This is a genomic window from Rheinheimera sp. UJ51 (assembly GCF_020819615.1).
GTDB lineage: Bacteria > Pseudomonadota > Gammaproteobacteria > Enterobacterales > Alteromonadaceae > Alishewanella > Alishewanella maricola.
Genome location: NZ_JAJHOG010000003.1, coordinates 108,436 through 134,152 on the forward strand (window position 1 = coordinate 108,436; position 25,717 = coordinate 134,152).

Annotated in this window: 23 protein-coding genes; 17 read left to right on the top strand and 6 right to left on the bottom strand. The window is 46.6% G+C overall.

Annotated elements, in window-relative coordinates; translation table 11 throughout:
- The first annotated feature begins 133 nt into the window (after positions 1 to 133).
- Genes LMJ53_RS04550 through LMJ53_RS04560 form a run of 3 tightly spaced genes read left to right on the top strand, consistent with a single transcriptional unit; the run spans position 134 to position 1,971 of the window.
- Positions 134 to 871, top strand: coding sequence for an SDR family NAD(P)-dependent oxidoreductase (locus tag LMJ53_RS04550; RefSeq protein ID WP_229585003.1), 738 nt, complete (start codon positions 134 to 136; stop codon positions 869 to 871).
- A complete protein-coding gene (locus LMJ53_RS04555) occupies positions 868 to 1,404 on the top strand; it encodes a DUF2878 domain-containing protein (RefSeq protein WP_229585004.1) in 537 nt (178 codons plus the stop codon). The genes LMJ53_RS04550 and LMJ53_RS04555 overlap by 4 nt, the downstream gene beginning before the upstream one ends.
- A gap of 60 nt (positions 1,405 to 1,464) precedes the next feature.
- Complete coding sequence (locus tag LMJ53_RS04560; protein ID WP_229585005.1) at positions 1,465 to 1,971, top strand: chalcone isomerase family protein; 507 nt, start codon at positions 1,465 to 1,467, stop codon at positions 1,969 to 1,971.
- 101 nt (positions 1,972 to 2,072) lie between these two features.
- Here the strand turns inward: LMJ53_RS04560 and LMJ53_RS04565 are convergent, their stop codons facing one another.
- Complete coding sequence (locus tag LMJ53_RS04565; protein WP_229585006.1) at positions 2,073 to 3,365, bottom strand: alkaline phosphatase; 1,293 nt, start codon at positions 3,363 to 3,365, stop codon at positions 2,073 to 2,075.
- A gap of 224 nt (positions 3,366 to 3,589) precedes the next feature.
- Here LMJ53_RS04565 and LMJ53_RS04570 point away from each other — a divergent pair, with 224 nt between their 5' ends.
- From LMJ53_RS04570 to rarD, 5 genes are all read left to right on the top strand, one after another.
- On the top strand, positions 3,590 to 4,456 hold the full coding sequence (locus LMJ53_RS04570; protein ID WP_229585007.1) for a class I SAM-dependent methyltransferase: 867 nt from the start codon (positions 3,590 to 3,592) through the stop codon (positions 4,454 to 4,456).
- A gap of 176 nt (positions 4,457 to 4,632) precedes the next feature.
- On the top strand, positions 4,633 to 6,288 hold the full coding sequence (gene fadD, locus LMJ53_RS04575) for a long-chain-fatty-acid--CoA ligase FadD (protein ID WP_229585008.1): 1,656 nt from the start codon (positions 4,633 to 4,635) through the stop codon (positions 6,286 to 6,288).
- 48 nt (positions 6,289 to 6,336) lie between these two features.
- Positions 6,337 to 7,470 carry a ribonuclease D gene (gene rnd, locus LMJ53_RS04580; protein ID WP_229585009.1) on the top strand — a complete coding sequence of 378 codons (1,134 nt, stop codon included), beginning with the start codon at positions 6,337 to 6,339 and terminating at the stop codon, positions 7,468 to 7,470.
- 145 nt (positions 7,471 to 7,615) lie between these two features.
- Positions 7,616 to 8,983, top strand: coding sequence for a DUF4397 domain-containing protein (locus tag LMJ53_RS04585; RefSeq protein WP_229585010.1), 1,368 nt, complete (start codon positions 7,616 to 7,618; stop codon positions 8,981 to 8,983).
- Positions 8,984 to 9,211: 228 nt separating this feature from the next.
- Positions 9,212 to 10,123 carry an EamA family transporter RarD gene (gene rarD, locus LMJ53_RS04590; protein ID WP_229585011.1) on the top strand — a complete coding sequence of 304 codons (912 nt, stop codon included), beginning with the start codon at positions 9,212 to 9,214 and terminating at the stop codon, positions 10,121 to 10,123.
- A 63-nt stretch (positions 10,124 to 10,186) separates the two neighbouring features.
- On the opposite strand, the gene LMJ53_RS04595 is transcribed toward rarD, so the two are convergent.
- Genes LMJ53_RS04595 through minC form a run of 4 tightly spaced genes read right to left on the bottom strand, consistent with a single transcriptional unit; the run spans position 10,187 to position 13,733 of the window.
- On the bottom strand, positions 10,187 to 11,908 hold the full coding sequence (locus LMJ53_RS04595; protein WP_229585012.1) for a hypothetical protein: 1,722 nt from the start codon (positions 11,906 to 11,908) through the stop codon (positions 10,187 to 10,189).
- A gap of 41 nt (positions 11,909 to 11,949) precedes the next feature.
- Positions 11,950 to 12,210, bottom strand: a complete 261-nt coding sequence (gene minE / locus LMJ53_RS04600) for a cell division topological specificity factor MinE (RefSeq protein ID WP_229585013.1) — start codon at positions 12,208 to 12,210, stop codon at positions 11,950 to 11,952.
- 3 nt (positions 12,211 to 12,213) lie between these two features.
- On the bottom strand, positions 12,214 to 13,023 hold the full coding sequence (minD, locus tag LMJ53_RS04605) for a septum site-determining protein MinD (RefSeq protein WP_229585014.1): 810 nt from the start codon (positions 13,021 to 13,023) through the stop codon (positions 12,214 to 12,216).
- An 11-nt stretch (positions 13,024 to 13,034) separates the two neighbouring features.
- On the bottom strand, positions 13,035 to 13,733 hold the full coding sequence (minC, locus tag LMJ53_RS04610) for a septum site-determining protein MinC (protein WP_229585015.1): 699 nt from the start codon (positions 13,731 to 13,733) through the stop codon (positions 13,035 to 13,037).
- Between the two features lie 146 nt (positions 13,734 to 13,879).
- Between minC and LMJ53_RS04615 the strand changes: the two genes are divergently transcribed.
- From LMJ53_RS04615 to LMJ53_RS04655, 9 genes are all read left to right on the top strand, one after another.
- A complete protein-coding gene (locus tag LMJ53_RS04615) occupies positions 13,880 to 14,164 on the top strand; it encodes a YcgL domain-containing protein (protein WP_229585016.1) in 285 nt (94 codons plus the stop codon).
- Between the two features lie 11 nt (positions 14,165 to 14,175).
- Complete coding sequence (locus LMJ53_RS04620) at positions 14,176 to 15,231, top strand: lytic murein transglycosylase (RefSeq protein WP_229585017.1); 1,056 nt, start codon at positions 14,176 to 14,178, stop codon at positions 15,229 to 15,231.
- Positions 15,232 to 15,233: 2 nt separating this feature from the next.
- On the top strand, positions 15,234 to 15,896 hold the full coding sequence (locus LMJ53_RS04625) for a fumarylacetoacetate hydrolase family protein (RefSeq protein ID WP_229585018.1): 663 nt from the start codon (positions 15,234 to 15,236) through the stop codon (positions 15,894 to 15,896).
- Positions 15,897 to 16,391, top strand: a complete 495-nt coding sequence (locus LMJ53_RS04630) for a YcgN family cysteine cluster protein (protein WP_226749897.1) — start codon at positions 15,897 to 15,899, stop codon at positions 16,389 to 16,391.
- Between the two features lie 2 nt (positions 16,392 to 16,393).
- Positions 16,394 to 17,047: a mechanosensitive ion channel domain-containing protein gene (locus tag LMJ53_RS04635; protein WP_229585019.1), complete on the top strand. Its 654-nt coding sequence runs from the start codon at positions 16,394 to 16,396 to the stop codon at positions 17,045 to 17,047.
- Between the two features lie 61 nt (positions 17,048 to 17,108).
- Positions 17,109 to 20,519, top strand: coding sequence for an AAA family ATPase (locus tag LMJ53_RS04640; protein WP_229585020.1), 3,411 nt, complete (start codon positions 17,109 to 17,111; stop codon positions 20,517 to 20,519).
- Between the two features lie 21 nt (positions 20,520 to 20,540).
- Positions 20,541 to 21,431, top strand: a complete 891-nt coding sequence (gene zipA, locus LMJ53_RS04645; protein WP_229585021.1) for a cell division protein ZipA — start codon at positions 20,541 to 20,543, stop codon at positions 21,429 to 21,431.
- A gap of 66 nt (positions 21,432 to 21,497) precedes the next feature.
- Positions 21,498 to 23,537: an NAD-dependent DNA ligase LigA gene (gene ligA / locus LMJ53_RS04650; RefSeq protein ID WP_229585022.1), complete on the top strand. Its 2,040-nt coding sequence runs from the start codon at positions 21,498 to 21,500 to the stop codon at positions 23,535 to 23,537.
- 54 nt (positions 23,538 to 23,591) lie between these two features.
- Positions 23,592 to 24,062 carry a DUF2919 family protein gene (locus LMJ53_RS04655; protein ID WP_229585023.1) on the top strand — a complete coding sequence of 157 codons (471 nt, stop codon included), beginning with the start codon at positions 23,592 to 23,594 and terminating at the stop codon, positions 24,060 to 24,062.
- Here the strand turns inward: LMJ53_RS04655 and LMJ53_RS04660 are convergent.
- Entirely contained in the window at positions 24,052 to 25,677 is a 1,626-nt protein-coding gene (locus LMJ53_RS04660) for a response regulator (protein ID WP_229585024.1), read from the bottom strand. The two genes, LMJ53_RS04655 and LMJ53_RS04660, sit on opposite strands and share 11 nt — an antisense overlap.
- Positions 25,678 to 25,717: the final 40 nt, after the last annotated feature.

Here is a 25,717-nt window from a genome sequence, read left to right on the forward strand (position 1 = left end):
CTTCTACTGCCACACTGAACTGTTCTAATTCCTTTACGTACAAGTTATATCTTTCTTGCTCGCTTACTATTTATTTGGCCTTGCTTATAGAGGCTAATGCGTGAGTGACCTCAGCGACATAACAGGAGTGAATATGTCTGCAAAGATTCTTATTACGGGTGCGAGCTCAGGTATTGGCCGCGAAACCGCAAGCTATTATGCACAGCAGGGCTGGACGGTTTACGCGGTGGCTCGCTCAGAAGATAAGTTAGCGGCACTGGCTGCTGAACATCCTGAAAAAATTATCCCTGTCAGTTTAGATTTAACAGATTATGCAGCAATGCAAGAATGGCAAGCCAGTTTACCGGCAGCACTTCATTTTGATGTGGTGCTGTTAAATGCCGGTAATTGCGAATATGTCGAGGCTAATGATCTTGATCTAGATGCGTTTGCACGAACTTTTGCCATTAATTTTCAGGCTGTTGTTAGCAGTACTAAGCTGTTATTACCACGTTTAAAAGCCGGCAATACTTTAGCAATTGTCAGTTCAATGGCACACTTTTTTCCTTTTACGCGTTCAGAAGCCTACGGTGCCAGTAAAGCTGCGGTCAGTTATTTTGTTGATAGTTTACGCGTTGATTTATCTGACACGGGTATTCATATTTGTTTGATTGAACCCGGCTTTATTGATACGCCATTAACGCAAAAAAATGATTTTCAGATGCCTTTCTTAATGCCTGTGGCCGCCGCAGCTAAACGTATTTTTGATGGCATCGAAGCGGGAAAGTTACGGCTGCGTTTTCCAAGACGCTTAGCCTATTTATTAAAAACGTTGAGTGTGTTGCCTTACGGTTTACGCTGTAAGTTAGCAGCCAAGATGAAGCAATCATGAGCAGCGTTAAGGTTAAATTAAATTGGCGAGTATTAATTGGCTTTGAGTTAAGTTGGTTTTTACTGGTCTATTTTCAGCAATTGGCTTTTTGGCCGGTTTTAGCTTATTTGCTTTATGGTCTTTGGCAACTGCCGTCAATGAAGGCGCGTTATTTGGTATTGGCGGCTGCCATTTTAGGTATCAGTGTTGACTCGTTATTAGTCGCAACAGGGATCCTAAGCTTTGCGCAATTGGCTTGGCTACCACTGTGGTTTATTTTGTTGTGGGCCATATTTGCGTTAGCACTGGTTGAAGTGATGAGTCGTTTCTTAACAAAACCTTGGCTGGGCTTTGCCTTGGGCGCGACCGGTGGGCCGCTGTCTTATATTGGCGGTGCGGCATTAAGTGACGGTGTCATGAGCTTCCCATCAGGCGTGACTTCTTACATCGTTTTATGTTTAGTCTGGGGCTTGTTAGGCGTGATTTTCGGTAAGATCCCAAGCCTGTTAGAGACCAGCACACAGCAAGAGTTGAACGGTTCGGCTCAGAAATAGTCTAAACATTATCGTCGGCGGCATCACAATGCTGCTTTTGGCAAGTTATTTGGAGGGGCTATGCGTAAGTTATTGGGTATTATTTTAGCATTGGGTGTGTCATTCCCGTTGTTCGCGGTACCGCAACTTGAGACCGTTGGCCAAGGTAGTTACCGTTATTTATTTTGGCAGTTATACGATGCACGTTTAGCGACCCGCGATGGCCGTTATGTTGATTACCAGCAAAGCTCGCCGTTATTGTTAGAGTTAACCTATAAACGCAAGATTAGCCGTGATCAGTTCATCGAGGCAACAGTTGATGAGTGGAAAAAGCTGAAACAAAGCACCACTGAGCAACAAGCTGATTGGGCTGAACAATTAAAAACGCTGTGGCAAGATGTGAAAGAAGGTGATCGTTTAGCGGCAGTGCTGTTAGCCGATTCGAGTGTTGAGTTTTATTTTAATGGCACCAAAACAGGGGTGGTTGCAGACAACACTTTTGGGCCCGCGTTTTTTAATATATGGCTACACAACGATACTAGTGCGCCAAAGTTACGCGAGCAATTAACCGGTCTACGTAGTGAATAAACAACAAAGCGCAAGTTAATACTGGATAGTTAAGTGTTGTCTCAGAATCACTTAACTATCCAGCAAAAATAACGACTGTGCGCTTTTAAGCCCGCTAAGGCTTAATGGCTACTGATATACTTGATTAATTGCTTAGCAATATCGGTATTGTCCATAAAGCCGTGGAAATCTTCACTGTTTTTACCATAAGCCATGACAGGGACATCCACCGCGGTATGGGCGCCTGTTGTCCAACCGGTGTAAGAATATTGAGCCACAAGTTTAACCGCCACTTCGCGTAAGGCTTTTTGCTCTTTGCCGCGAGCCGCTAACAATTGTTGCTGTTCTTCTTTGGTTAGTTGGATCTTGGTAAGAGCTAGCCAGCGTGCTAACGCGGTGTTGTCATCGGGGGCAGCATTAAGCTCATCTGCTATTTTACGACCCGTGGCTGATACTCCTTTAATGACCTCTGGTAACCATAAATACTTGCCTGCCGCGCCTAACGACATGCCACCGGTTTCGTGATCTGCAGTAATAATTAATAAGGTATCAGGATTGGCATCAACAAAGGCTTTAGCAACGGCGATAGCGTTGGCAAAATCATCCATTTCAGCCATGGCACAGGCGATGTCGTTATCGTGGCCACACCAGTCAATCTGACTGCCTTCTACCATCAACATAAAACCTTTTTCAGCAGGGCTTAATAATTGTAGGGCTTTGCTGGTCAGTGTCGCCAGTTGTCTCGGTTCAGTCGCATTAAGTGCCGCAGGTAACGCAACGTCAGCCATCAGTGCCAGTGCCGGTGCGCGGGTCAGCGAGTCAAGTTGCTGCCAATTATCGATGTACTGATAACCTTCGTTTTTAAACTCATTAACCAGATGTCGATCTTCACGGATAAAAAACTGAGTGCCACCGCCTAAAATCACATCCGCTACCGGCTTGCCGTTGATCCGATAGTCAAAGTACATGTCTGCAATCTGATTGTAATTTTGCCGACTGATATTGTGGGCTAAAAAGGACGCGGGAGTGGCATGGTTAACCTGAGAACTTGCGACCACACCATTAGCCTTACCTTGATGTTTCGCCAGTTGCATCATAGTGCCAATCGGTATGTGTTGGCGATTGACTGCTATAGCGCCGTTATAGCTTTTTACGCCCGTGGCCAGAGCCGTAGCACCTGCGGCAGAGTCGGTAACCAGGGTATCGTCGTCAGGGTAGGTGCTGGCAGTACCCTTCAGTAAATCATCAAATATCGTGTTAGCGACAGGGAGTTCCCCCTCATGTTGATAATAACGATAGGCCGTTAAGTAAGCGGGGCCCATACCATCACCAATCATGTAAATAATATTTTTTGGCGCTGCAGTAGCGGCGGTTGAGGCAAAAGCGATTACGGGTAGCAATAATAATGCGTGCATCAGATACCTTGTGTATTTAAACAACAGAGAAGCGTTGCAGTTTAAAGGATGAATATGACAACGCCAAGGCGCTTGCGGCAGAGTGGCTAAAAAATGATGCCAGTATGCAGGGTGCTTTTGCTGGACTTTTGGGCAAATAGGGCGTTATCTTAAAGCAGATTGTTTGATCGCAGTGCCTTATGCAGAGTTCGCATCTTAATAATGTTATGTAACAAGGTTTTACTATGAAAAAAATAACAACAAGCATAGTGTCTTTAGGTTTATTGCTGGCGTTAATGCCTGCGCCGACCGTTGCTAATAATGCCACCGAATGGCAGCAGCGTTTGACCGAATTGTCGGAGAGTCGTTCGCGTGGCGAGGCTCACTTGCAGCGCAACCAATACCGCCATCCAGTTGAAACCTTAATGTTTTTTGGTATTGAACCGCAAATGTCCGTTTTAGAAATTTGGCCGGTACGAGGCTGGTATACCGAGATTTTGGCGCCCTTTTTAAAGGATGAAGGGCAACTGACCATTGCGCATTTTCGTTTAGATGGTGGCAATAATGCGGATGAAAAAAGTGTATTCTGGACTCGACTGACCAACCGTTTAGAGCAGCGCATATTGCAGCAAGAAGCCACTTTTGGCCAAGTATCTCGCGTCGCGTTAGATCCTCCCAATTTTATTCCGCAGCTGGCCGCTGACCAATTTGATATGGTATTGAGCTTTCGCAATGTACATATTTGGGATCAGGCAGGACATTTGCGAGCAACGTTAGAAAATATGTTTCGGGTACTTAAACCGGGCGGTATCTTAGGGATGGTGGAGCACCGCGCCGCTAAAGTAACCGAACTGACCAGTTATGCCGTAGAAGGCTATACCGATGAAGCTTATTTAATTGCGGTTGCCGAGGCGATTGGCTTTCATTTAATTGACCGCAGTGAAATTAATGCCAATGCAAAAGATACCAAAGATTATGTGAAAGGTGTTTATACCTTGCCGCCAACGTTGGCATTAGGACAAGAAGATCGCGATTTTTACCAAAACATTGGTGAAAGTGATCGCATGACACTGAAATTTATTAAACCGCAAGACGTCGACAGCGTAGATTGATTGTCTGCTGCAGACATTTATGGGATGATTAACCTAGAGTAAAAACTCAGTATTTAGATGGCCGCAGTAATTACTGTATAACATCAATACAACTATAACGATAAATGGTTTTGTCAGAATACAGCATAGATGCCTGACAGCGACCAGATAGAAAAACTTCAAAAAAGGAGTAGACGGTGGATAGAGTCTGGTTAGAGAGTTATCCTGAAGGTGTGCCGGCAACAATTGATCCCGATCATTATTCGTCATTAAACGACATTTTTAGCCGTAGCATTGAAACTTACGCCGATAAAGACGCTTTTATCAATATGGGTAAAAGTCTTACCTATCGTGAGTTAGATCAGCAAAGCCAAGCCTTTGCCGCGTACTTGCAAAATACCTTGGGTTTGGTTAAAGGCGACGCTGTCGCGATTATGATGCCTAACCTTTTACAATACCCAGTGGCGTTAATGGGAACCTTGCGTGCCGGTTGTACCGTGGTCAACGTAAACCCCCTTTATACGCCTCGGGAATTACAACATCAGCTGTCTGACTCTAAAGCCAAAGCTATTGTTATCGTCGATAACTTTGCGCACACGCTGATGGCGGTAGAAAAACAATTACAAGTTGAACATGTCATCTTAACCAAAATGGGTGATATGTTAGGTAGTGTCAAAGGTGCGGTCGTTAACTTCGTCGTGAAACACGTGAAAAAGCTGGTACCCGCCTATCAACTGCGTAAAGCCATCCCCTTTAAACAAGTGCTGAAAGAAGGTGCTGCGCTGCAATGGCAAAAACCAAACATCAGCGGTGAAGATATTGCCTTTTTGCAGTATACCGGCGGGACAACCGGCGTATCAAAAGGCGCCATGTTAACTCATCGCAATATGGTGGCAAACTTAGAACAGGCCAGTGCCTTTTTAGATCATTTTTTAGTGGCAGGAAAAGAGTATGTTGTCACGGCGTTACCGCTTTACCACATCTTTGCGCTAACGGCGAATTTCTTTGTGTTCTTTAAGCTCGGTGGCACCAATTTACTGATCACCAATCCACGTGATATGCCCAACTTTGTTAAAGAACTCGCTAAATTTCCGTTTACTTCGATCACGGGCGTCAACACCTTGTTTAATGGTTTGTTGAATACGCCGGGTTTTGACAAACTGGATTTTAGTTCGCTCAAACTCTCTCTGGGTGGCGGTATGGCGGTGCAACGGCCTGTCGCCGAGCGCTGGAAAAAAGTCACCAAGAGTCGCTTATTGGAAGGTTACGGTTTAACGGAGTGCTGCCCACTGGTTACTTTAAGCCCAGTGAACTTAGAAGACTTTAACGGCAGTATTGGCTTACCGGCACCGTCTACGGATATCCGTTTAATTGATGATAACGGTAACGATGTCGCCCCAGGTGAGTCAGGTGAAATGTTAGTGCGTGGCCCACAAGTGATGCTGGGTTATTTAAACCGTCCAGAAGAAACCGCTAAAACCATTAAAGATGAATGGCTTTACACCGGAGACATTGCCCGGATGGATGAGCAAGGTTTCTTTTATATTGTCGATCGTAAAAAAGACATGATTTTAGTGTCGGGCTTTAACGTCTTCCCTAATGAAATTGAAGAAGTCGTCGCCATGAACGAGAAGGTACTTGAAGTGGCCGCAGTGGGTGTTGCAAACGACGTTGCGGGTGAAGTGGTTAAAGTGTTTATCGTGAAAAAAGATCCTTCTTTAACCGAACAAGAAGTCATCGCGCACTGTAAGCAACATTTAACGGGCTACAAAGTGCCGAAACTGGTAGAATTCCGCAAGGAATTACCCAAAACGAATGTAGGCAAGATCCTACGCCGCGAATTACGCGGTTAGTACTTAGAGCCGGCGATTGCCGGCTTTATTTTTTGAAGAGAGAACACCATGTCCTTGCTTAGTGATAATCAAAGTTTAGCCCGTTTTTGTTTGCAGGCAGCCGAGCAGCCTAGCTTAGCGGTTGATACTGAGTTTATCCGGCAAAGTACCCTGTCACCGAAGTTAGGCTTAATTCAATTATTTGATGGCCAGCATTTTGCGTTGGTTGATCCTTTAGCGATTGATGATTGGACGCCATTACAAACGTTGTTTGCAGCGCCGCATATTTGTAAAATTTTGCATTCTTGCACCGAAGATTTAGAAGCTTTTGCAACCATTAATATTACGCAGATCACTCCCTTGTTTGACACTCAACTTGCAGCGGAAGTGATCGGTTGGGGTGGGAGTATTGGCTATGCTCGTTTGGTCGAGCAAATTACCGGTGCGGTGATTGATAAGAGTGAAGCGCGGACCGATTGGTTGGCCAGGCCATTAGCGCCCGCACAGCTAGCGTATGCTGCGAATGATGTAAAATACTTGCTCGATGTGTATCAACGTTTGCTCACTGAATTTAAAACCCCGCAGCAGCTCGAGGTTTTACTCGCAGAAGGGCAACAATTATTGCTACGTCGCCAGCATCAATTGCCTGATCAATTTAAGTTTTTAGAGATTAAAAACAGTACCCAATTAAATAGTCGTGAATTAGCGGTATTACGTGACATCGTAAGTTGGCGTTTTCAGTATGCCAGTAGCAAAGATCTGGCACTGGGCTTAGTGGCTAAAGATGCTCAGTTGCTGGAATTAGCGAAACGCCGCCCGGCCACCCCAGAAAGTTTACTGAATATACCCGGCATGGCGACACGTGATATGCGTCGACATGCCAAACTATTAGTGGAGTTAATTCAGCAGGCGAAAGCGTTAGCGCCAGAGCAGTGTCCACAACGTTTTTATCATCTTGATCGTTTTGCCGGAGAAAAGGTGGTGTTAGCTGAACTGGGGCAGGCGGTGAAAGAAGCCGCTGCCAATAGTGGTTTGCCCGCCGCATTTTTGTCAACCCGTCGGCAATTACATGAGTTTTTTAATTGGTGTTGGCGGGTGTCCGATGAGCAACGTGCACAATTACCGATCCCTGAATATTTACGAGGCTGGCGTGCAGAGCTACTAAAACCGTTTTTACCCAAACCAGCACATGTCGACTTTTAAGTTAACTCGTTAACAACGTTCGTTAACGCTAAATGGATTTATGTAAAAAATAGGTGTTTTTTTTCGATATTTGTCAACTTTTTCGATTGATCCCGCAATTTTGAGACGGCGTAAATTTTCCCGCTTATCAATTAAAAGGGTATTAATGATGAAGAAAATATTAACACTGTCCTTAGCTTCTGTGGCAATGCTTTCCCTAAGTGCTTGTAACAGCAGCAACGATGATGAAACCATCACACCACCAGGTCAGCCAGCTGCCGTTGCCGATGCCACCTTGAAGTTTGTACATGCCTCGTCAGATGCACCTGATGTCAATATTCGTTTTGGCGCGAACGCGGTATCGGGTTTGGCTTATGCACAGAGCTCTGCAAATTTCAATGTGACTCCGGACACATACCAAGTTGCGGTTGATGCCATTTTACCAGGTAATAGCACCGCTACAGTGATTGGCCCATTGGGTGTGACGTTAGCCGAAGCGACCAACTACACCGTATTTGCTGTTGGCTCTGTTGCAAATGAAACCTTAGAACCGCTAGTGGTTACCTCTGATGTTGCGCCACTGGCTGCGGGTAACATCCGTGTACAAGTTGTGCATGCGGCCTCAGCAGCACCCACTGTGGATGTGCATGTTACTGCGCCAACGGATGCCTTAACCGCACCTTTAGCAACTCTAGATTATAAAGACTTTACTGCGCCGGTAGATGTGCCTGCAGGTAACTATCGTGTCCGTATTACACTACCTGGCCAATCTACCGTTGTATTTGACTCAGGTACTTTAGAGTTAGCCGCAGGCACGGATTTAGTGGTAGCGGCAATCAATAACCGCTTATCAGGTGCTTCACCTGTCTCATTGTTAGCGGTTGCTCCAGATGGCAGCTTCTTTGATGTGGCTGATGCTAACACCACTTCTTCAGTGCGCGTCGTACATAACGTCTCTGATGCACCTGCTGTTGATGTTATCGTGAATGACAGTCTTGAACTCGTTTCGGCGTTATCTTTCCCAGACTTTACTGATTATGTGGGTGTTGCTCCAGATACCTACAATGTCAAAGTTGCCGCAGCGGCAGATAACAGTATAGTGGTTATCGATGCAGATCTGACCTTAGATGCAGGGGCGTTTTACAGTGTGTTAGCCGTGGGTTCTTTACAAAATGATAGCATTGAGCCGTTAGTATTAGCGGATATGCCACGTCGTGTTGCCACTGAGGCACAAGTGCGTATTGTGCATGGTTCTACCTTAGCCGGTTCGGTTGATATCTATGTTACTGCTACTAATGATATCAGCGCTGCCACCCCTGCGTTTGCAGCTGTACCCTTTAAAGCTGACACCGGTTATGTATCGCTAGCCGAAGGAACTTACTTTGTTACGGTAACACCAGCGGGTAGTAAAACGGCTGCTATCGGGCCGTTATCATTAGACTTAGCTGCCAATAAGATTTACACCGCCGTGGCTCGTGATGGAGCAGGTTTAACCGGTAATGTGGGTTTGATTTTATTAGACGATTTTAACTAAGTCGTTATTCAAATACTTTTCCCTGTATCTTGAGCGACTAGCTTTGGCTAGTCGCTTTTTTTTGCCTAAGGTCTGCATTATTTAAGCTATTGTTTATATTGATGTAACGCCCTATCTTTCACTGCCGTGTTTATGCAGCAGCTAACAAGCTGGCAGGGTTTAGCGCAGATAGAGGCAGACGCATCCCAGCGTTCTGCGTATAATCAGCCGCTAATTTACGGGGTGGTTATGTCGTTAACGCGTGAACAAAAACTCGGTGGTGTATTTGCTGCCAGTGCTTATACCTTATGGGGCATTGCCCCGTTATACTTCAAACAGATTGATTATATCCCGGCTGCGGAAATTTTAATTCACCGTATCGTTTGGTCATTTCTGTTATTAGCTTTGGTGATTGTCGCACTGCGCCAAGTACAGAGCACGTTTAGGGTGTTTCGTCAGCCGAAAATGTTGGCTAGCTTATTGTTGACTGCGGTATTGCTGGGTGGCAACTGGTGGTTATTTATTTGGGCAGTGAATAATAAACACATGCTCGATGCCAGCTTAGGCTATTACATTAATCCGTTGCTGAATGTGCTACTAGGTATGGTGTTTTTGGGCGAGCGTTTGCGTAAATTACAATGGCTGGCGGTATCGCTGGCAGCGGCAGGTGTGTTGTGGCAAATCATCAGTTTTGGTGCTTTGCCTTGGGTCGCTTTAACCTTGGCGTGTTCTTTTGCGATCTATGGTTTGTTACGCAAAAAATTGGCGGTCGATGCCATTACCGGTTTGTTTTTTGAGTCTTTATTGTTAATGCCACTGGCGCTGTGGTATTGGAACACCTTCGCAGAGAGTTCAGCCGTTAATTTGTTAGACAACACCTTGGCGTTAAACGCTTATCTTGTGGCCGCGGCCTTTGTGACCACGATCCCTTTGCTGTGCTTTATTGCTGGTGCGCGTCGCTTACGCTTGTCAACAATGGGGTTCTTTCAATATATCGGTCCAACCTTTATGTTTATCTTTGGTGTTTGGCTTTATCAAGAGCCGTTTGCGGCCGAGCGCTTATTTACCTTTAGTTTTATTTGGGCGGGGCTGATTTGTTACAGCTATGATGCTTGGCGTGACTCGCGCCAATCGCGAAAAGCCAACTTAAACAAGCTATAAAAAAGCCAGAGCATGGCTCTGGCTTGAGGTATCTTTCAGGCGGTTACAACCGCTAAACGGGGTTTAGTCCGCCAGCTTCATTTCTGTGCTTACCACGACACCATGCTCGTTGACACCAACAGACATGCCAATTTTCATATCTGATTGCAGCATCGATTCAAGCTCGGCAGGCATAGGTTGTCCTGACATGGCAAACATTTCACCCAGTGCGGCAAAGAACTGTTGATAATCCATACCAAAAGCAATCATGCCGTTTTTCTTTAAGGCTTCTTTAGCAATCACCTGTGCTTGAGCGGTGGCTTTATCACCCACATACAACAAGAGGTGATTACCGCTTAGCTTTAGCCGCACATCTAAATTAAGCATAGCGACGGGTGGGAAAATATCCGCCACGGCAATGTCTTCGCCATCGGCTGGCAGCGTGATATTTGCCAAAGGCGGTAACATCGCTTTGGCATTCGCTAATAAGGTTTGTGGATTATCAGCCGACAAGGTGACTAAGGCATCAGCCGCTTTTGGCTGCCCTGTGTTCATGTCGATGCTAAAGCCATTAATGGTTACTGAAGCACCTTGCAAGCCATTGGCAGCCATACCGGCCATGGCTAACATCATCATAGGGTTTTGCGCTTTCATTTGCTCTTGTATCGCCACAAGTGGCTCACAGCTAAGCGTCAGATCTGTCATGCCAGCCCACATTTTACTAATAGCGGGGGTCAGTTGGCTGATCTCAGTGCCCATGGCTAGGTAGAACATGGACGGGTGGATCCCACCCGCTAAGCTCGACGGGATAAAGCCTTGCATACTCTGCATGCCTTCTAAAGCAATTTTACTTTCTGTAGGCCACAGCATCGTGCCGCTCATATGTAAACCGCTGTTATCTTGCTGGGCAATTTTGGCATCCATCACTAAACCTGGCCAGGTTTTCGCCAGCATGGCGGCATCAGTACGACAGGCATCGCTGTGCCACACTTCAAGCGCAGCAGGTAGGCCATCTGTAAAAGTTAACTGCAAATCTTTAGCTAATTGATTGCCATCGGTAGTGGTGAAAGCTAAAGCCAACTGTTCGGTACTTAAAAAACCAATACCATCTTGATGCAGCTGATATTTTTTGCTCATTTCGGTGAGCTTTTGGCTGTTACCTAAATTTTGTGCAGGCTTACTTTGCGCTAAACTTTGCGCGCGGTGCTCAGCCGATAATTGCGTGTTGTGTAAGACAACCGTACCCCAGCTGCGATCAATACTGACCAACAACTCTAAACCAGGCATGGCATCACCTAACGGGTAAACCTGATAGCTGTGCTCGCCTAATTGGCGTTGTTCAGAGACGACGCCGCTTTGGGTCGCTGCGCGCTCAAAGAAAGCTTGAAAGGCTAAAGCGTCAGACACTTCAAAACGCACCACTGGTGCCGCGCCAACTAAATAACTGAGCGAGCGTGTTTTGGCCATAATGCCGGTGTTGGCAACAAAGGTTTCTGGTGACGTTAATACGGTCAGGTAGTCTTGAAATAAGGCTATGGCAAATTTCAATGCTGGCGAGCCATTCTCAGATAATGCGGCCATCGCTTGCTGCATTTCGTCAGAATTATATTGTGCCGGTGACATACCGAGGCTTTTTAAATAAGACACGATATCCAGAGCAGTAAACTGGCCAGAAAACAGCGCGGTATCTGCAGGAACGTAGTCTAGCTCGGTAAACGAACTCGCGCTGGTCGATGATTGATTGAGGGCGAAATAGCCAGCGACGCCTGCGGCAACGATAGCGGCGGCAATAAGGGTCTTGCGCATTGTCTGCTCCTTTGACATAGAGTTAGGATAAAAAGCGCTACTTAGCGCTTATCATCGGGGAAAGTAACGTTTAGCTCGAGTACTGACAGTTCATCACTGCGTTGTTCCAGTGTCACGGCAATTTGGTCTGCAGGGATATCGACATATTTACGAATGACTTCTAATATATCGCGTTCCATTTGCGGTAAGTAATCTGGGCCAGAACGTCTTTTGCGCTCATGAGCCACAATGATTTGCAGGCGCTCTTTGGCCGTGCTGGCGGTATTTTTTTTAGTTGAACGAAAATAATCCAGTAGCGACATTAGTTATCCTCCAAAAATCCTTTTGATAAAGCCCTTTTTCTCAACGGTCAGAAAACGGAATGGCCGTGTTTCGCCCAGCAGGCGTTGTACGGTATCTAAATAAGCCTGACCAGCATCACTGTCTTTATCTAAAATAACGGGTTGGCCTGAGTTAGAGGCATTGAGCACCGCTTGAGACTCAGGGATCACGCCTATCAGTTCGATGGCTAAAATTTCTTTGACATCTTCAACGCTCAGCATTTCGCCCTTTAACACGCGCTCAGGATTGTAGCGGGTTAATAGCAAGTGCTCTTTAATACCATCTTTACCATGCTCGGCGCGTTGTGATTTGCTGGATAGCATACCGATAATGCGATCAGAATCGCGAACTGATGACACTTCAGGGTTGGTCACCACGACCGCTTCGTCGGCGAAATAAAGCGCCATCATTGCGCCTGATTCGATACCCGCTGGCGAGTCACAAATAATAAAATCAAAATCTTCAGATAATTCTTTCAGTACACGCTCAACACCATCACGAGTTAAGGCGTCTTTATCGCGCGTTTGCGATGCCGGTAAAATAAACAAGTTTTCTACGCGTTTATCTTTAATCAGTGTTTGTTTTAAATTCGCTTCACCGTTGATAACATTAACAAAATCATAAACAACCCGGCGTTCGCAGCCCATAATTAAATCGAGGTTACGCAAACCAATATCAAAATCGACGATAACGGTCTTTTTGCCAGCCAACGCTAAACCGGTACCAATCGCTGCGCTGGAGGTGGTTTTACCGACACCGCCTTTGCCCGATGTAACCACAATAATCTTTGCCATAGTGACGATCCTTACACTAATTCTGAAATGACTAAGCTCTCGTCCTGCCATTTAATGCAGGCCGGTTTGCCCCAAAATTCACCTTGCAGACTATCGCTAAGCCAGTAGTTTCCAGCTATCGACACTAATTCTGCCTGCATATTAAAACAATACACGCGTTTGCTATGATCACCATTAGCTCCCGCAATGGCTTTACCCCGAAGGGAGCCATAAATATGGATGTTGCCATCGGCAATCACTTCAGCGCCGGCGCCAACGGCACCTTTGATAATCAGATCTGCGCCTTTAGCATAAATTTGTTGGCCTGAACGTACTGTTTGTTCAACCACTTTGCTGTCCATGGTGCTCTGTGGTACTTGCGGTTGAACGGCTTTTTCAACGACGGCTGCAGCCGCTTTGACCGGCGCTTTACCGGCTTGTAGTACCGCTAAGCCCGCTTGTTGCGCTGCCGTTTTTTGCTCATTATTGGCACCGGTTACACCAACCAGTACTAAATTTAATTTGGTAAATACCTGTTTTAACGCAACAAAGTCAGGCTCATTCCGATTATCTTGTAGATTTAATACGATAGGCGCCTGATAAAAGAAGCCCGGTGCTTGGGCGAGTTTTTCAGCGAGAAGGGGCTCAAGGGTATGAATGCTTAGATCAGTACAATGTAACACGGACAAAGGGAACAAACTGCCCTTTAACTCTAAGGTGTGTTCAGACATAAAAATTCAGTGCTTTTGCTATTATTATTACTGCCATTGCAGCGTTATTATTTGCGTTACCGACGAGCGGCGCCATTACGCAAGACCTGAGCTTCATGTTATAGTCTTGCTATCTGTTAGGCAAGTTAGTGAAGTAGTTTTATTCTATGTTATGCGCCATTTATCGTAGCCTGCGTAAAGAAGGCACTTATCTGTATATTGAAAAGCGTGATGACTTCGAAAAGGTCCCCGCTTTATTACTGCAAAGCTTCGGTAAGCCGCAACTGGTTACCTTGCTCAATTTAGCTAAACGGGAACATTTAGCCCAAGTTGAAATCGAAAAGGTGAAAGCCGCTTTAACCGAGCAAGGCTACTATTTACAATTACCGCCCCCACCAGAAAATTTGCTGGCAGCACATAAAGCGTCTAACGCGTCTTCGCTGCAAGAATAAAGGAGAGAAGTATGACAGGATTAACATGGCGTCGCCTGACTACCGCCGCGGGCTTATGGCTTTGCAGTTCAGTGGCATTGGCGAACACTGAGGTGGCTCAATCTACCGAAGTGGCTAAACCCGACTTTGCCAGCTACACCGCGGCCTTAAAAGCTGAAGCCTCAACCAAAGGCTATGATGCTGCTTTATTAGATGCCGTATTCTCCAGCCTGGAATTTCATGAGCGGGTGGTGAGCGCGGATCGCAGCCAGCCTGAAGTGGTTGAAACGCTCAACACCTATTTACCGAAGCGGGTCAGTGAAATCCGCATTCGTATGGCGCGCGAGCGTTATCAACAATACCTACCGCAACTAGAACAAATTGGCCAACGCTATGGTGTACAGCCGCGCTTTATTATCGCGCTTTGGGGTTTAGAAAGCAGCTTTGGCCGTTTTATGGGCACTTATTCCATTCCCTCTGCTTTAGCCACCCTTGCCTATGAAGGGCGTCGCGAAACCTTTTTTCGCCAAGAGTTTTATAATGCGCTAGATATTCTGGCCGAAGGCCATATCACGCTTGAAAACATGAAAGGCTCTTGGGCTGGCGCCATGGGGCAAAGCCAATTTATGCCAAGCTCTTTTATGGCTTATGCCCAAGATGGGGATGGTGATGGTAAAAAAGATATTTGGACTAACGAGCTGGATGTTTTCGCTTCTATCGCCAATTATTTAAAAAACCAGGGTTGGGATAACAACAAAACCTGGGGGCGTGAAGTGTTACTGCCAGCCAATTTTGATCCGAGCCATGCCATTCAACGCGGCAGTTTAGCCCGTGCTGAGTGGTTAAAGCGTTGGGATGCCTCTGAGCGCAGTGTGATGCAATGGCACAAACTGGGCGTCACCCGTTTAAATGGTAGCGCTTTACCGAAAAGTGAGCAGCCGGCGGCATTAATTATGCCTGACGGTGAAAAAGGTCGTGCCTTCTTGGCTTATAGTAATTACAAAAGTTTAATGCACTGGAATCGTTCTTATTATTTCGTAACCAGTGTTGGCTATTTGGCCGATCTGATTGTGGCAGAGCAGGGCTAAATATGTATCAACATCTTACAATGGCCAACGTCGATATCGCCTTACCTGTGGGTAAGGTGGTGTGTATTGGTCAAAATTATCAAGACCATATCGCCGAAATGCAAAGTACCACTGCTCCCGAAGCCTTGTTTTTTATTAAACCGGCCACGGCGCTGGTGCCATTAGCGCCGCAATTTAGTATCCCGCAGCAGCAGGGCGAGGTGCATAACGAGCTCGAAATCGCGGTATTGATTAAAAGCCGATTATGCAAAGCCGATTATGCCACAGTCAATGATGCAATCTGGGGTTACGGTTTGGCTTTAGATTTGACGCTGCGCCAAGTGCAGGCCAAGTTGAAGCAACAGGGTCGTCCTTGGGAAATCGCCAAGGGTTTTGATGGTGCTTGTCCGCTCAGTGGTTTTGTTCCTAAAAACCAAGTGCAGCATCCGCAACAATTAGATTTTAGCTTATCGGTAAACCAGCAGCTGCGCCAACAAGGCAATAGCGCCAATATGATCCGTGGCATTAATCAATTAATCAGCGAAATGAGCCAGCATTTTACCTTGCTACCCGGCGATGTTGTTCTAACAGGTACGCCTGCAGGAGTAGGGCCATTGCAAGAAGGTGATGTGTTAACGCTAGAGCTCGCTGATTTTTTCTCGGTAACAACGCAGGTAACCGCATAAATGGCTTTAACAGAGAATTTTTGGCAGCACAAACCGCTGGCCGAGATGAATAATGAAGAATGGGAAGCCTTGTGTGATGGCTGTGCTAAATGTTGTTTGAATAAGTTTATCGATGATGACGAAAGCGAAGGTCCTACTGCAGTGTTGCATCAAGATGAGCAAGTGCATTTCAGTAATATCGCCTGTCGCTATTTAAACAGTCATAAATGCGAATGTACTGAATACACGCAACGCACCGTGCTGGTGCCTGACTGTATCAAACTCACCAAAGATAATTTAAAAGATATTTTCTTTATGCCGACCAGTTGTGCCTACCGCCGTTTACATGAAGGCAGAGGCTTACCGTCTTGGCATCCGCTACTTAACGGCGGTAAAAAAAGCTTAATGCATAAAAAACAAATGTCGGTACGCAACAAAACCATCTCCGAAGATCAGGTCGATATGGACAAGTTCGAAGATTATATTGTTAGCTGGCCATTGAATGACTTGGATTAAGCATGAGTGTAGAGCAATCCATTATTGCTGAAAGCGACTTGCTGCAGCAATTAAGCGGCTATTTAAATCCAACCGTCATCCAGCTAGGGTTATCGGTTTTGACTGTGCTGGCTTATATTGTGATCAGTCGCCGTCTCGTGCCAGTTATTTACGGCTTACTAAAAGGCCGGCGGATGCGTCCGGACATGAATAAACGGGCATTGGTGGTTTTTCATATCTTATTGTTGTTAGTGTTACTGGTGATGCTTAGCATCGTTTGGGGCGTCGACATTCGTGGCTTATTGGTGTTGGCTTCATCGATCATTGCGGTAGCCGGTGTCGCCTTATTCGCTTCATGGTCATTAATCAGTAACGTTACGGCTTTCTTTATCTTACTGGGGCAAAAAGACTTTGCTGAAGGCAGTAAGGTGCGCATTATTGATGGTAATAATGCGTTAGAGGGCGATATTGCAGAAATTCATTTATTCAATACGGTGCTGAAAACCACCGATAATGAGCGCATTATTTATCCAAATAACCTGATCATCTCGCGACCGGTGGTAATTGTTAGCGTTGCACCGGCTAAAAAGCGGCGTACCGTGGATGTCATGGCAAAAGCCGAACGTTGGCGACAGAAAAACCTACAAACGCGCCCAGTTAACCGAATTAGCAAGTGACAGTACTGTTGAATTTAGGTAGATTGAAAAAATCCAATGATTACAATAACGCAACGGCTGGATGCGCTTAAAACAGATTAAACTTGCCGGCTTTAAATCCTTTGTCGATCCGACCATTGTGCCGTTTCCTGAGGCGATGACAGCGGTGGTTGGGCCTAACGGCTGTGGCAAATCAAATGTTATTGATGCAGTACGCTGGGTGCTGGGCGAAAGCTCGGCCAAGAATCTGCGTGGCGATGCCATGACCGACGTTATTTTTAACGGCTCGGCCCAGCGTAAACCCGTCGCTCAAGCGTCTGTAGAGTTAGTCTTTGAAAACACACAAGGCCGCTTAGCCGGTCAAATGGCCGATCGCAGCGAAATTGCCATAAAGCGTTTGGTCACCCGCGATGCACAATCCAGCTACTTTTTAAACGGCAGTAAATGTCGTCGTCGTGATATTACCGATATCTTTTTAGGCACAGGGCTAGGGCCACGTAGTTACGCCATTATTGAACAAGGCATGATCTCGCGGCTGATCGAATCTAAGCCGCAAGAGTTACGGGTGTTTATTGAAGAAGCGGCGGGGATTTCAAAATACAAAGAGCGGCGGCGCGAAACGGAGAATCGGATCCGGCATACGCGCGACAATTTAGATCGTTTAGCCGATGTGCGTGATGAATTAGCCAAAAATATCGATAAGTTAAAACGCCAAGCCACTACCGCTGAGCGTTACAAAGAACTGAAAGCGCAAGAGCGCAAATTAAAAGCTGAGGTGACAACCATTAAATGGTTAGCATTTAATCAGCAATTAACCGGCCTTGAGCAACAACTGGCGGCAGAAGAAACTGAACTGCTTAAGTTTGAAACCAGCCAGCAAGGCGATCAGCGCATCTTAGTGCAATTAAAAGAGCAGGCGGTAGAGGCACGCACTTCGCAAGAGCGCTGTCAGCAGCAATATTATCAGCTCGGTGCCAGTATCAGTAAGTTAGAGCAGCAACTTGTCAATCAGCAGCAGCAACAGCAGTTTTTGCAAAGCCAACTCCAACAAAAACGAGACAACTTGCAGCAGTTTAGCCAACATCAACAGGCTGATCAGCAGCTATTAGCCGATTACACGGCGCAACTGACGCAATTTGAGCCACAGATAGCGCTGATAGAGGATCAATTAGCCGAAGTTGACGAGCAGTTACTGTTGGCTTCACAAGCGTTACAGCTGCAACAACAACGCTTTGAACAATGGCAAGAGCAACGTTTTAGTTTACGTCAGCAACAGCAACAATTGATAATGCAGTTACAGCATCTCGCGCAGCAGCAACAGCAAGTATCAGCACAATTGCAGCGGCAGCAAGCACAGCTCGAAGCCATTGACGAGCAAGCATTAAGCTTGGAGTTAGCTCAGTTAACCGAACAAGAAACCGTACTGGCTTCCGCCGTTACTCAAAGCAGTGCGCAACTCGCAACGTTGCAAAGTACCTTAGCTCTTGCAGCCGAACAACGCGAGCAAACACAACAGCAGCTGCAGCAACTGCAAAATCAATGGCAGCTGGTGCATAATGAAGCTCTGCGACTCACGGCGATCCAGCAATCTTTACCGAGCTCAGCACAGCAGGTTTTACAACAGTTGGAATTAGCCGAGGGTTGGGCGCTCGCTGTAGCCTTTGCTTTAGGTGAGTTACAACATGCGCAAATTGGCCGTGCTGCTCAGAATGAAGCGCAAACCTATTTAGACGCTGCAGCGCAAAGTGCCGTGCCCGGTACCTTAGCCGCCCAGGTGCTTAGCGGCCCTTATCCTGAAAGCTTTCAACATATTTTAGTTGCAGAGTCGTTGGCGCAGGCCAAAGTGATGCAAACCCAATTAGCTGCGGGGCAATCTGTGATTTGCCCGCAAGGGATCTGGCTGGGACAAAACTGGGGGCAATTACCCAGCGCCAATGCGGCCGACAGTGCTTTATTGCGCCAAGAGCGTTTACAGCAATTAATGGCTGAACAGCAAAAATTAACTGCTGCACTGGCCGAGGCCGAGACGACGGCTCAAACCGCAAAACAGCGCTGGCAAGACATACATAGCCAATGTACGGCGTTACAGCAGCAATTAGAACAGCAAAAAACCGCTTGGCAGCAACAGCAAACCGCTGTGCAGTTAAAACAACAAGCTTTAGCGCAGCGACAACAGCAACGGCAGCAATTCGTTGAAACCATCGCCGCGTTAAAGGATGAGCTGGAGCTACTTGCAGCTAGCAGCGAGCCTTTACGCGATCAACAAGAGGTGGTTGCTGAACAATTAAGTGAGCAACAAGCTGAGCAAGTAGAGTTTGAGCAGGCCGTGCAACAGGCTCGGCAGCAAGAAAGTCATTTACGTGGGCAAAGCGAGCGGTTACGCCAACAATTACTAGAGCAACAAATGCAGCAAACGCTTTGTCAGCGTCAGCAGCAAAGCCTTGCCCAGAATCTCAATCGTGCCCATGAGCAACAGCAACAATTACAATCGCAAATTGATGCGTTAACCACACAACTGCAGCAACAAGCCGATCCAAGCGAGCTGTTACAAGCACAGTTGCAGGAAAATTTAGGCTTGCATGTGGATGCTGAGCAGGCTTTGCAACAGGCGAATGAGCATTTATCGACGATTGAGCAACAAATTCGTGCCCTAGAGCAAGGTCAATCAGGTATAGTGCACTTAGTCGCGCAACAGCAAAAGAAACTGGAGTCGTTGCGCTTAGATGCTGAGGGTTACCGAGTTCGTGCTAACAATATGTTGGAACTCTTGCGAGAACAGCAAGTCATCTTAAAAAGTGTGTTAGCGGATTTACCGGCAGACGCGCAAGAGTCCGTATGGCAGCAGCAACTGGATAAAACCGTTGATGCGGTATCCCGACTTGGCGCTATTAATTTAGCGGCGATAGAGGAATATCAGCAACAAGCTGAGCGCAAACAGTATTTAGATGAACAACATGCCGATTTAATTGCGGCACTCGATACGCTGGAAACAGCAATGCGAAAAATTGATCGGGAAACACGGCAACGCTTTAAAGAGACCTTTGAACAGGTCAACCAAGGGTTGCAACAATTGTTTCCTAAAGTCTTTGGTGGCGGTAGCGCTTACTTAGATTTAACCGATGAAGACTTACTGGAAACCGGTGTGAGTATCATGGCGCGACCGCCGGGTAAAAAAAACAGTACAATTCATTTATTATCCGGTGGTGAAAAAGCGTTAACCGCTTTATCATTAGTATTTTCAATCTTCAGGCTTAATCCTGCACCATTTTGTATGCTGGATGAGGTCGATGCACCATTAGACGATGCCAATGTGGGTCGATTTTGTAATTTGGTGCGCGAGATGTCTGAAACGGTACAATTTATCTACATCAGCCACAATAAAATTGCGATGGAAATGGCCGCGCAATTAATGGGGGTGACTATGCAGGAACCCGGCGTCTCTCGAGTGGTGGCGGTTGATGTAGACGATGCTGTCAAGCTGGCAGTAGCCTAAGAACAGTGAAAGGTATAAGAAATGGCTAGCGACTTGCGTATGGTTTTAATTATTTTAGGTGCCCTGGTATTGGGCGGCTTATTTTTACATGGCTTATGGACGGTGCGTAAAAACAGCTCGAAAACGCAACACCGTTATCATCCAGAAGAAAATACCAAGGATGACACGGCTGAAGGCTTTGATGAGTTAGGCGTGGGCCCTGTACGAGTGGTTAAAGGGGCGGCTGCGGCTAAAAAACCGGTAGAGTTAAAGCGTTTTAATACGCCTCGACCAGAGCCTAAACCACAGAGTCGGCCTATTGATGTGCAGCGCCCAGCAGAGCAAAACGATTTATTTAGTGAGCCAAAAGAGCCGAGTTTAAATTTTTCAGCCATAGAGCAAGCAGAGCCGAGCGTATCCGCTGTCGATGACTTTGATTACGAGAGCGAGGTTGCGACAGACAGTGCTCACAGCAGTAGCAGTGCCAGCGAGTCTGAAGCGTCGTCATCAGAAGTGTTGATTTTGTACGTGCTGTTACCCGAAAACAAAGAGATCCAAGGCCAAGAATTACTGTCAGCCTTAACGCCTTTAGGTTTTAAATACGGTGATATGGATATTTTCCATCGTCATCAAGACAGTGCCGGTAATGGCGAAGTATTATTTAGCCTAGCCAATATGTTTAATCCGGGGACCTTTGCCCTGGATAAAATGGAACAACTGTCGACCCGTGGTTTAAGTTTATTTATGACCTTGCCAGGGCCAGGTGAGCCATTGCAAAACTTTAACTTAATGAATAACGCTGCAAAAAAATTAGCAGAAGAATTTGGTGGTCAGGTGTTAGATGGTCAACGTAGTGTATTAACAGTACAAACGGTACGACATTATGTTGAACGGATCCGTGAGTTCCAACGGCAGCGTTTGATCCATCGTTAAGTTGATATCGAATACCCTAACGGCAGGTACTTACCTGCCGTTTTTCGTCGAGAGTTAAGCCCGCTTATGAAACCAACAGCTGAACAGCAATGTGCTGCTATCCGCCAACAACTGGCAGACTATAATTATCAATATTATGTGCTGGATGCACCGACCGTCCCTGATGCGGAATATGATCGTCTGTATCGTGAGCTGCAACAGCTAGAGCAACAGTTCCCTGAATTCATTACCCAAGACTCACCGACACAGCGGGTGGGCGGTGCACCCTTGGCGAAGTTTTCGCAGGTACAGCATCGCTTACCGATGCTATCTTTAGACAATGCCTTTGCCGCCGAAGATCTGAGCGCCTTTACCAAGCGCATGCGTGACAGACTGGATCTTAGCGGTGAGTTTAGCTTTTGTTGTGAGCCAAAACTGGATGGTTTAGCGGTGAGTATTCGCTACGAAAACGGTCAGTTAGTACAAGCAGCAACACGCGGTGATGGTTATACCGGCGAGGATATTACTAGCAATATCAGAACCATTAGAGCCATTCCATTACAGCTAAAAGGCGAGTCGATCCCGGCAGTGCTTGAAGTGCGGGGTGAGGTGTTTATGCCGCTTGCGGGGTTTGCCCGCTTAAATGAACAGGCACGGCAACGCGGTGATAAGTTATTTGCCAACCCACGTAATGCCGCTGCTGGCAGCTTACGCCAGTTAGATCCGGCCATCACTGCCACTCGACCACTGATGTTTTACGCCTATGCCGTTGGGCAAGTTGAAGATCCGACACAGCTTTTAGATAGTGCTTGTCATTATCAGCGTTTGCAGCAATTAAAACAGTGGGGCTTACCGGTCTGTCCGGAAATTCAGTTAGTGACGGGTGAGTCGGCGGTGCTGGATTATTATCAGCAGATCTTAACGCGACGTGCCGAGTTGGCTTATGAAATTGATGGCGTGGTGATTAAAGTCAGTAACTTAGCGCAGCAACAGGCTCTGGGTTTTGTTGCGCGAGCACCGCGCTGGGCCATTGCTTTTAAGTTTCCAGCCCAAGAAATGCTAACCACCTTACTGGATGTCGATTTTCAAGTTGGCCGCACCGGTGCCATTACGCCTGTTGCCAGACTTGAACCGGTGTCGGTGGGCGGCGTTACCGTCAGTAATGCGACCTTGCATAATCAGGATGAGATTAACCGTCTTGGTGTGCAAATCGGTGACAAAGTGATTATTCGCCGGGCGGGAGATGTGATCCCACAAATTGTCGGTGTGGTGTTAGAGCAGCGGCCTGAGCATACTGTGCCGGTGCAATTCCCAAGCCGTTGTCCAGTTTGTCAGGCGCATATCGAACGCGTCAGTGGTGAAGCCGTGGCACGTTGTAGCGGCGGTTTAAGTTGTCAGGCACAGCTAAAAGAATCGTTAAAGCACTTTGTGTCGCGCAAAGCGCTGGATATTGACGGTCTTGGCGATAAGCTCGTGGAACAATTAGTCGATCATGCACTGGTGAAAGCACCGGCCGATATTTTTGCCTTAGATATGCCGTCTTTGCTGGGTTTAGAGCGGATGGCCGAAAAGTCAGCATTAAAGCTGTTGCAGGCGATTAAGCAGGCTAAAACCACGACCCTAGCGCGCTTTATTTATGCCTTAGGCATCCGTGAAGTCGGTGAGGCCACTGCGCTGAATTTAGCCACGCACTTTGCATCCTTAGATGCCTTAGCGCAAGCGAGCAACGAGCAATTATTGGCGGTCAGTGATGTCGGTTCAGTAGTGGCAGAGCATCTGGGCCATTTCTTTGCTGAGCCACATAATCAGGCCGTAGTAGCCGATCTGCTGGCCCAAGGTGTGCACTGGCCTGCCATGAGCAAAGTTGCAGCAACGGAGCAGCCCTTAGCGGGGCAAACCGTGGTGCTGACCGGAACCTTACAAAGCATGGGCCGCGATGAAGCAAAAGCGTTATTGCAACGCTTAGGTGCCAAGGTCTCGGGCTCGGTTTCTGCCAAAACACATGCGGTGGTTGCCGGAGACAATGCCGGTTCGAAACTGGTAAAAGCCAATGAGCTCAATGTGCCCGTGTGGGATGAAGCTGCTATGCTGCAATTGTTTCAGCAACATGGGCTTGTCGATGCGTAATCTTTATTTGCAGTGTGGGCAAGTAATGGCGATGTTGTGTTGGCGAGGCTGCTGATGAAAGAGTGGCCATTATTAGATAAATACGGTTTAGTCCCTGTACCGATGCGTTTATATTGGTTACTGATTTTATTGCTGCGGCCTTATCTGAGTTGGGTCTTGGTATTAACCGTACCTGCGCAGCAAAAAGACATGTTGAAACTGTTTTATCCGCAGCAGCAAGATTTTCTGATTGCCTGCTTATTGGCGTTACCCGTTTTACTGGTTGTTGCCGCCTTGTCGCAGCGCAGTGATAAACGTCATGCCGGCTGGCGGCATGTCTGGCGTTTTGGTTTACCCATTTTACTGCTTTGTTGTGGTGCTGATCTGGCCTATACGCTGTATGATCTGCCGGCCGATGCCATTTTAGATGCCCCATGGCGTTTGTTTACCGTAGTAGGGCTAGGGCTAGGCTTTGCCTGGCTGTGTCGCTCGCGTACCTTACCAGAGGTGTTTCGGGAGTGGCCGTTACCGGTTACTAAAGATTAGCGGCCGGTGTCAGTTTATGTTTAAGTTGATCATAGCGCTGTTGCTGATCGGGTTTTAACATCGCTTGCTCAATAATTCGCTGGCACTGACGTAATAACTTATTTTGCTCTTTTATCGGGCACAACGGCCGCGGTGAAGTCAGAATAGTTTGCCACAAGTTTAACGCAATACCCGCATTTCTAGGCATCACCTGATGGGCTAATGAGAACGCGGCGAATGCCTGCTCCCAATGTCCACGTTGATATAACTGCACCGCACTGTTGTTGAGTTCGCGTGGGCCCAGTTGCATTTGTTTGCGCTCGTCTTTTTCTTGTTGTAAATAAGCATTTAACATCGGATCCGCTTGGTTTTTCAGACAATAATCACTGATCTGCTCAAACAAATGTTCGGCATTTTCAGTTAAGCCTACTTCATGCATCGCTTTAGCTTTATCCAGCGCATCTTCTAACGAATGAATGGGCGTATCGACTTTTAAACTACGCAGTAAGGCTTTGGCCTTTTCTTTATTATCTTGTAAATAATGCAACCGCGCTTGAATGATATGTTGCTGCTCAGACAGTTCATGCTTATTAAACTGTTTTTGTAAACTGACTAAGCTCTGGGTAGCTTGGCGATTTAAACGCACGTTCTGTTCTTCATCTTCACTGCTCAGCGCAAAATCAATGCTGGCTCTGGCCAAATTGAGATACAAGTCGGGCTGTTCGAAAATTGAAAACCGTGCAAATTTAACCATGTCTTTTGCCGCACGGTATTGCGTTTCATAATCATGATTTAACCGCGACATATGAAACAGCTTTTGTTGGCGTAATAAATTGCGTGGTGCTAAATCAGCGGCATCAATCAGATGCTGCTGCGCTTCTTGATAACGTTTTTGTTTAAACTCTAATTCGGCAAGCAGATCTAAAGCAAATAAGCGGCTGTCTGAACGCATCAGCATCGCTTCTAATTCACTAAAAGCCTGCGACTCTTTATCCAGTTTTAAATAGCAGCGCACCAAGCCCATGCGCGCCCAGTTAAAGGGTTGGATCGCCAGCATCGCTTGAAAGTACTGCTCGGCCTCTTTATAACGCGCCAAGTTTAATAAAATATCGCCCTTGAGCTTTAATAATAACGGAAACCACTTGCGCTGGTTGGCATCAGACAGTTGCTCATCAATAAAGCTTAGAGCGGCATCATGGTTTTGCGCATCTAATAATTGATAGAGTTGGCGAAGTTGTTCTTTACGTTTTAAGACCCGCTCGATACGCACCTGCAAGTCTTTAATGGCAAAAGGTTTTGCTAAAAACTCGTCGGGTTGCAGTTCAATAACACTGTGCACAAGGGTAGGATCAGTTTCAGCACTGATAAAAATGACACCGGTGGTGTATTTTTGTAAGCCATTAAATTTCAGTTCTTCGTATAGCTGGTAACCGTCTTTGCCTTCACCTTGGTTGTAAGAGCAAATAATCAGATCGTAATGATTTTCTCGACATAGGGTAAGGGCAAGTTGCGGCCGATCGGCCACCGTAATATCTTGATAGCTCAACTTTTCTAACGCATAGCGTAAATAACTCTGTGACAAGGCTTGTTCGTCAATAATCAGAATTCGTTCATCGCGTTCTAGCGAGCTATCCATCGTTGGCAATAATCCTAAAGGTTAGTCAAACACACTATAG

Bases quoted from the DNA above. Each gene is read 5' to 3' on its own strand.
- LMJ53_RS04550 (WP_229585003.1), top strand. From the start codon at position 134: ATGTCTGCAAAGATTCTTATTACGGGTGCGAGCTCAGGTATTGGCCGC.
- LMJ53_RS04635 (WP_229585019.1), top strand. From the start codon at position 16,394: ATGAGTGTAGAGCAATCCATTATTGCTGAAAGCGACTTGCTGCAGCAA.
- minD (WP_229585014.1), bottom strand. From the start codon at position 13,023: ATGGCAAAGATTATTGTGGTTACATCGGGCAAAGGCGGTGTCGGTAAA.
- rarD (WP_229585011.1), top strand. From the start codon at position 9,212: ATGTCGTTAACGCGTGAACAAAAACTCGGTGGTGTATTTGCTGCCAGT.
- LMJ53_RS04565 (WP_229585006.1), bottom strand. From the start codon at position 3,365: ATGCACGCATTATTATTGCTACCCGTAATCGCTTTTGCCTCAACCGCC.
- LMJ53_RS04615 (WP_229585016.1), top strand. From the start codon at position 13,880: ATGTTATGCGCCATTTATCGTAGCCTGCGTAAAGAAGGCACTTATCTG.
- LMJ53_RS04640 (WP_229585020.1), top strand. From the start codon at position 17,109: ATGCGCTTAAAACAGATTAAACTTGCCGGCTTTAAATCCTTTGTCGAT.
- minE (WP_229585013.1), bottom strand. From the start codon at position 12,210: ATGTCGCTACTGGATTATTTTCGTTCAACTAAAAAAAATACCGCCAGC.
- LMJ53_RS04620 (WP_229585017.1), top strand. From the start codon at position 14,176: ATGACAGGATTAACATGGCGTCGCCTGACTACCGCCGCGGGCTTATGG.
- LMJ53_RS04630 (WP_226749897.1), top strand. From the start codon at position 15,897: ATGGCTTTAACAGAGAATTTTTGGCAGCACAAACCGCTGGCCGAGATG.
- LMJ53_RS04625 (WP_229585018.1), top strand. From the start codon at position 15,234: ATGTATCAACATCTTACAATGGCCAACGTCGATATCGCCTTACCTGTG.
- LMJ53_RS04585 (WP_229585010.1), top strand. From the start codon at position 7,616: ATGATGAAGAAAATATTAACACTGTCCTTAGCTTCTGTGGCAATGCTT.
- ligA (WP_229585022.1), top strand. From the start codon at position 21,498: ATGAAACCAACAGCTGAACAGCAATGTGCTGCTATCCGCCAACAACTG.
- LMJ53_RS04555 (WP_229585004.1), top strand. From the start codon at position 868: ATGAGCAGCGTTAAGGTTAAATTAAATTGGCGAGTATTAATTGGCTTT.
- zipA (WP_229585021.1), top strand. From the start codon at position 20,541: ATGGCTAGCGACTTGCGTATGGTTTTAATTATTTTAGGTGCCCTGGTA.
- rnd (WP_229585009.1), top strand. From the start codon at position 6,337: ATGTCCTTGCTTAGTGATAATCAAAGTTTAGCCCGTTTTTGTTTGCAG.
- minC (WP_229585015.1), bottom strand. From the start codon at position 13,733: ATGTCTGAACACACCTTAGAGTTAAAGGGCAGTTTGTTCCCTTTGTCC.
- LMJ53_RS04560 (WP_229585005.1), top strand. From the start codon at position 1,465: ATGCGTAAGTTATTGGGTATTATTTTAGCATTGGGTGTGTCATTCCCG.
- LMJ53_RS04570 (WP_229585007.1), top strand. From the start codon at position 3,590: ATGAAAAAAATAACAACAAGCATAGTGTCTTTAGGTTTATTGCTGGCG.
- LMJ53_RS04660 (WP_229585024.1), bottom strand. From the start codon at position 25,677: ATGGATAGCTCGCTAGAACGCGATGAACGAATTCTGATTATTGACGAA.
- LMJ53_RS04595 (WP_229585012.1), bottom strand. From the start codon at position 11,908: ATGCGCAAGACCCTTATTGCCGCCGCTATCGTTGCCGCAGGCGTCGCT.
- LMJ53_RS04655 (WP_229585023.1), top strand. From the start codon at position 23,592: ATGAAAGAGTGGCCATTATTAGATAAATACGGTTTAGTCCCTGTACCG.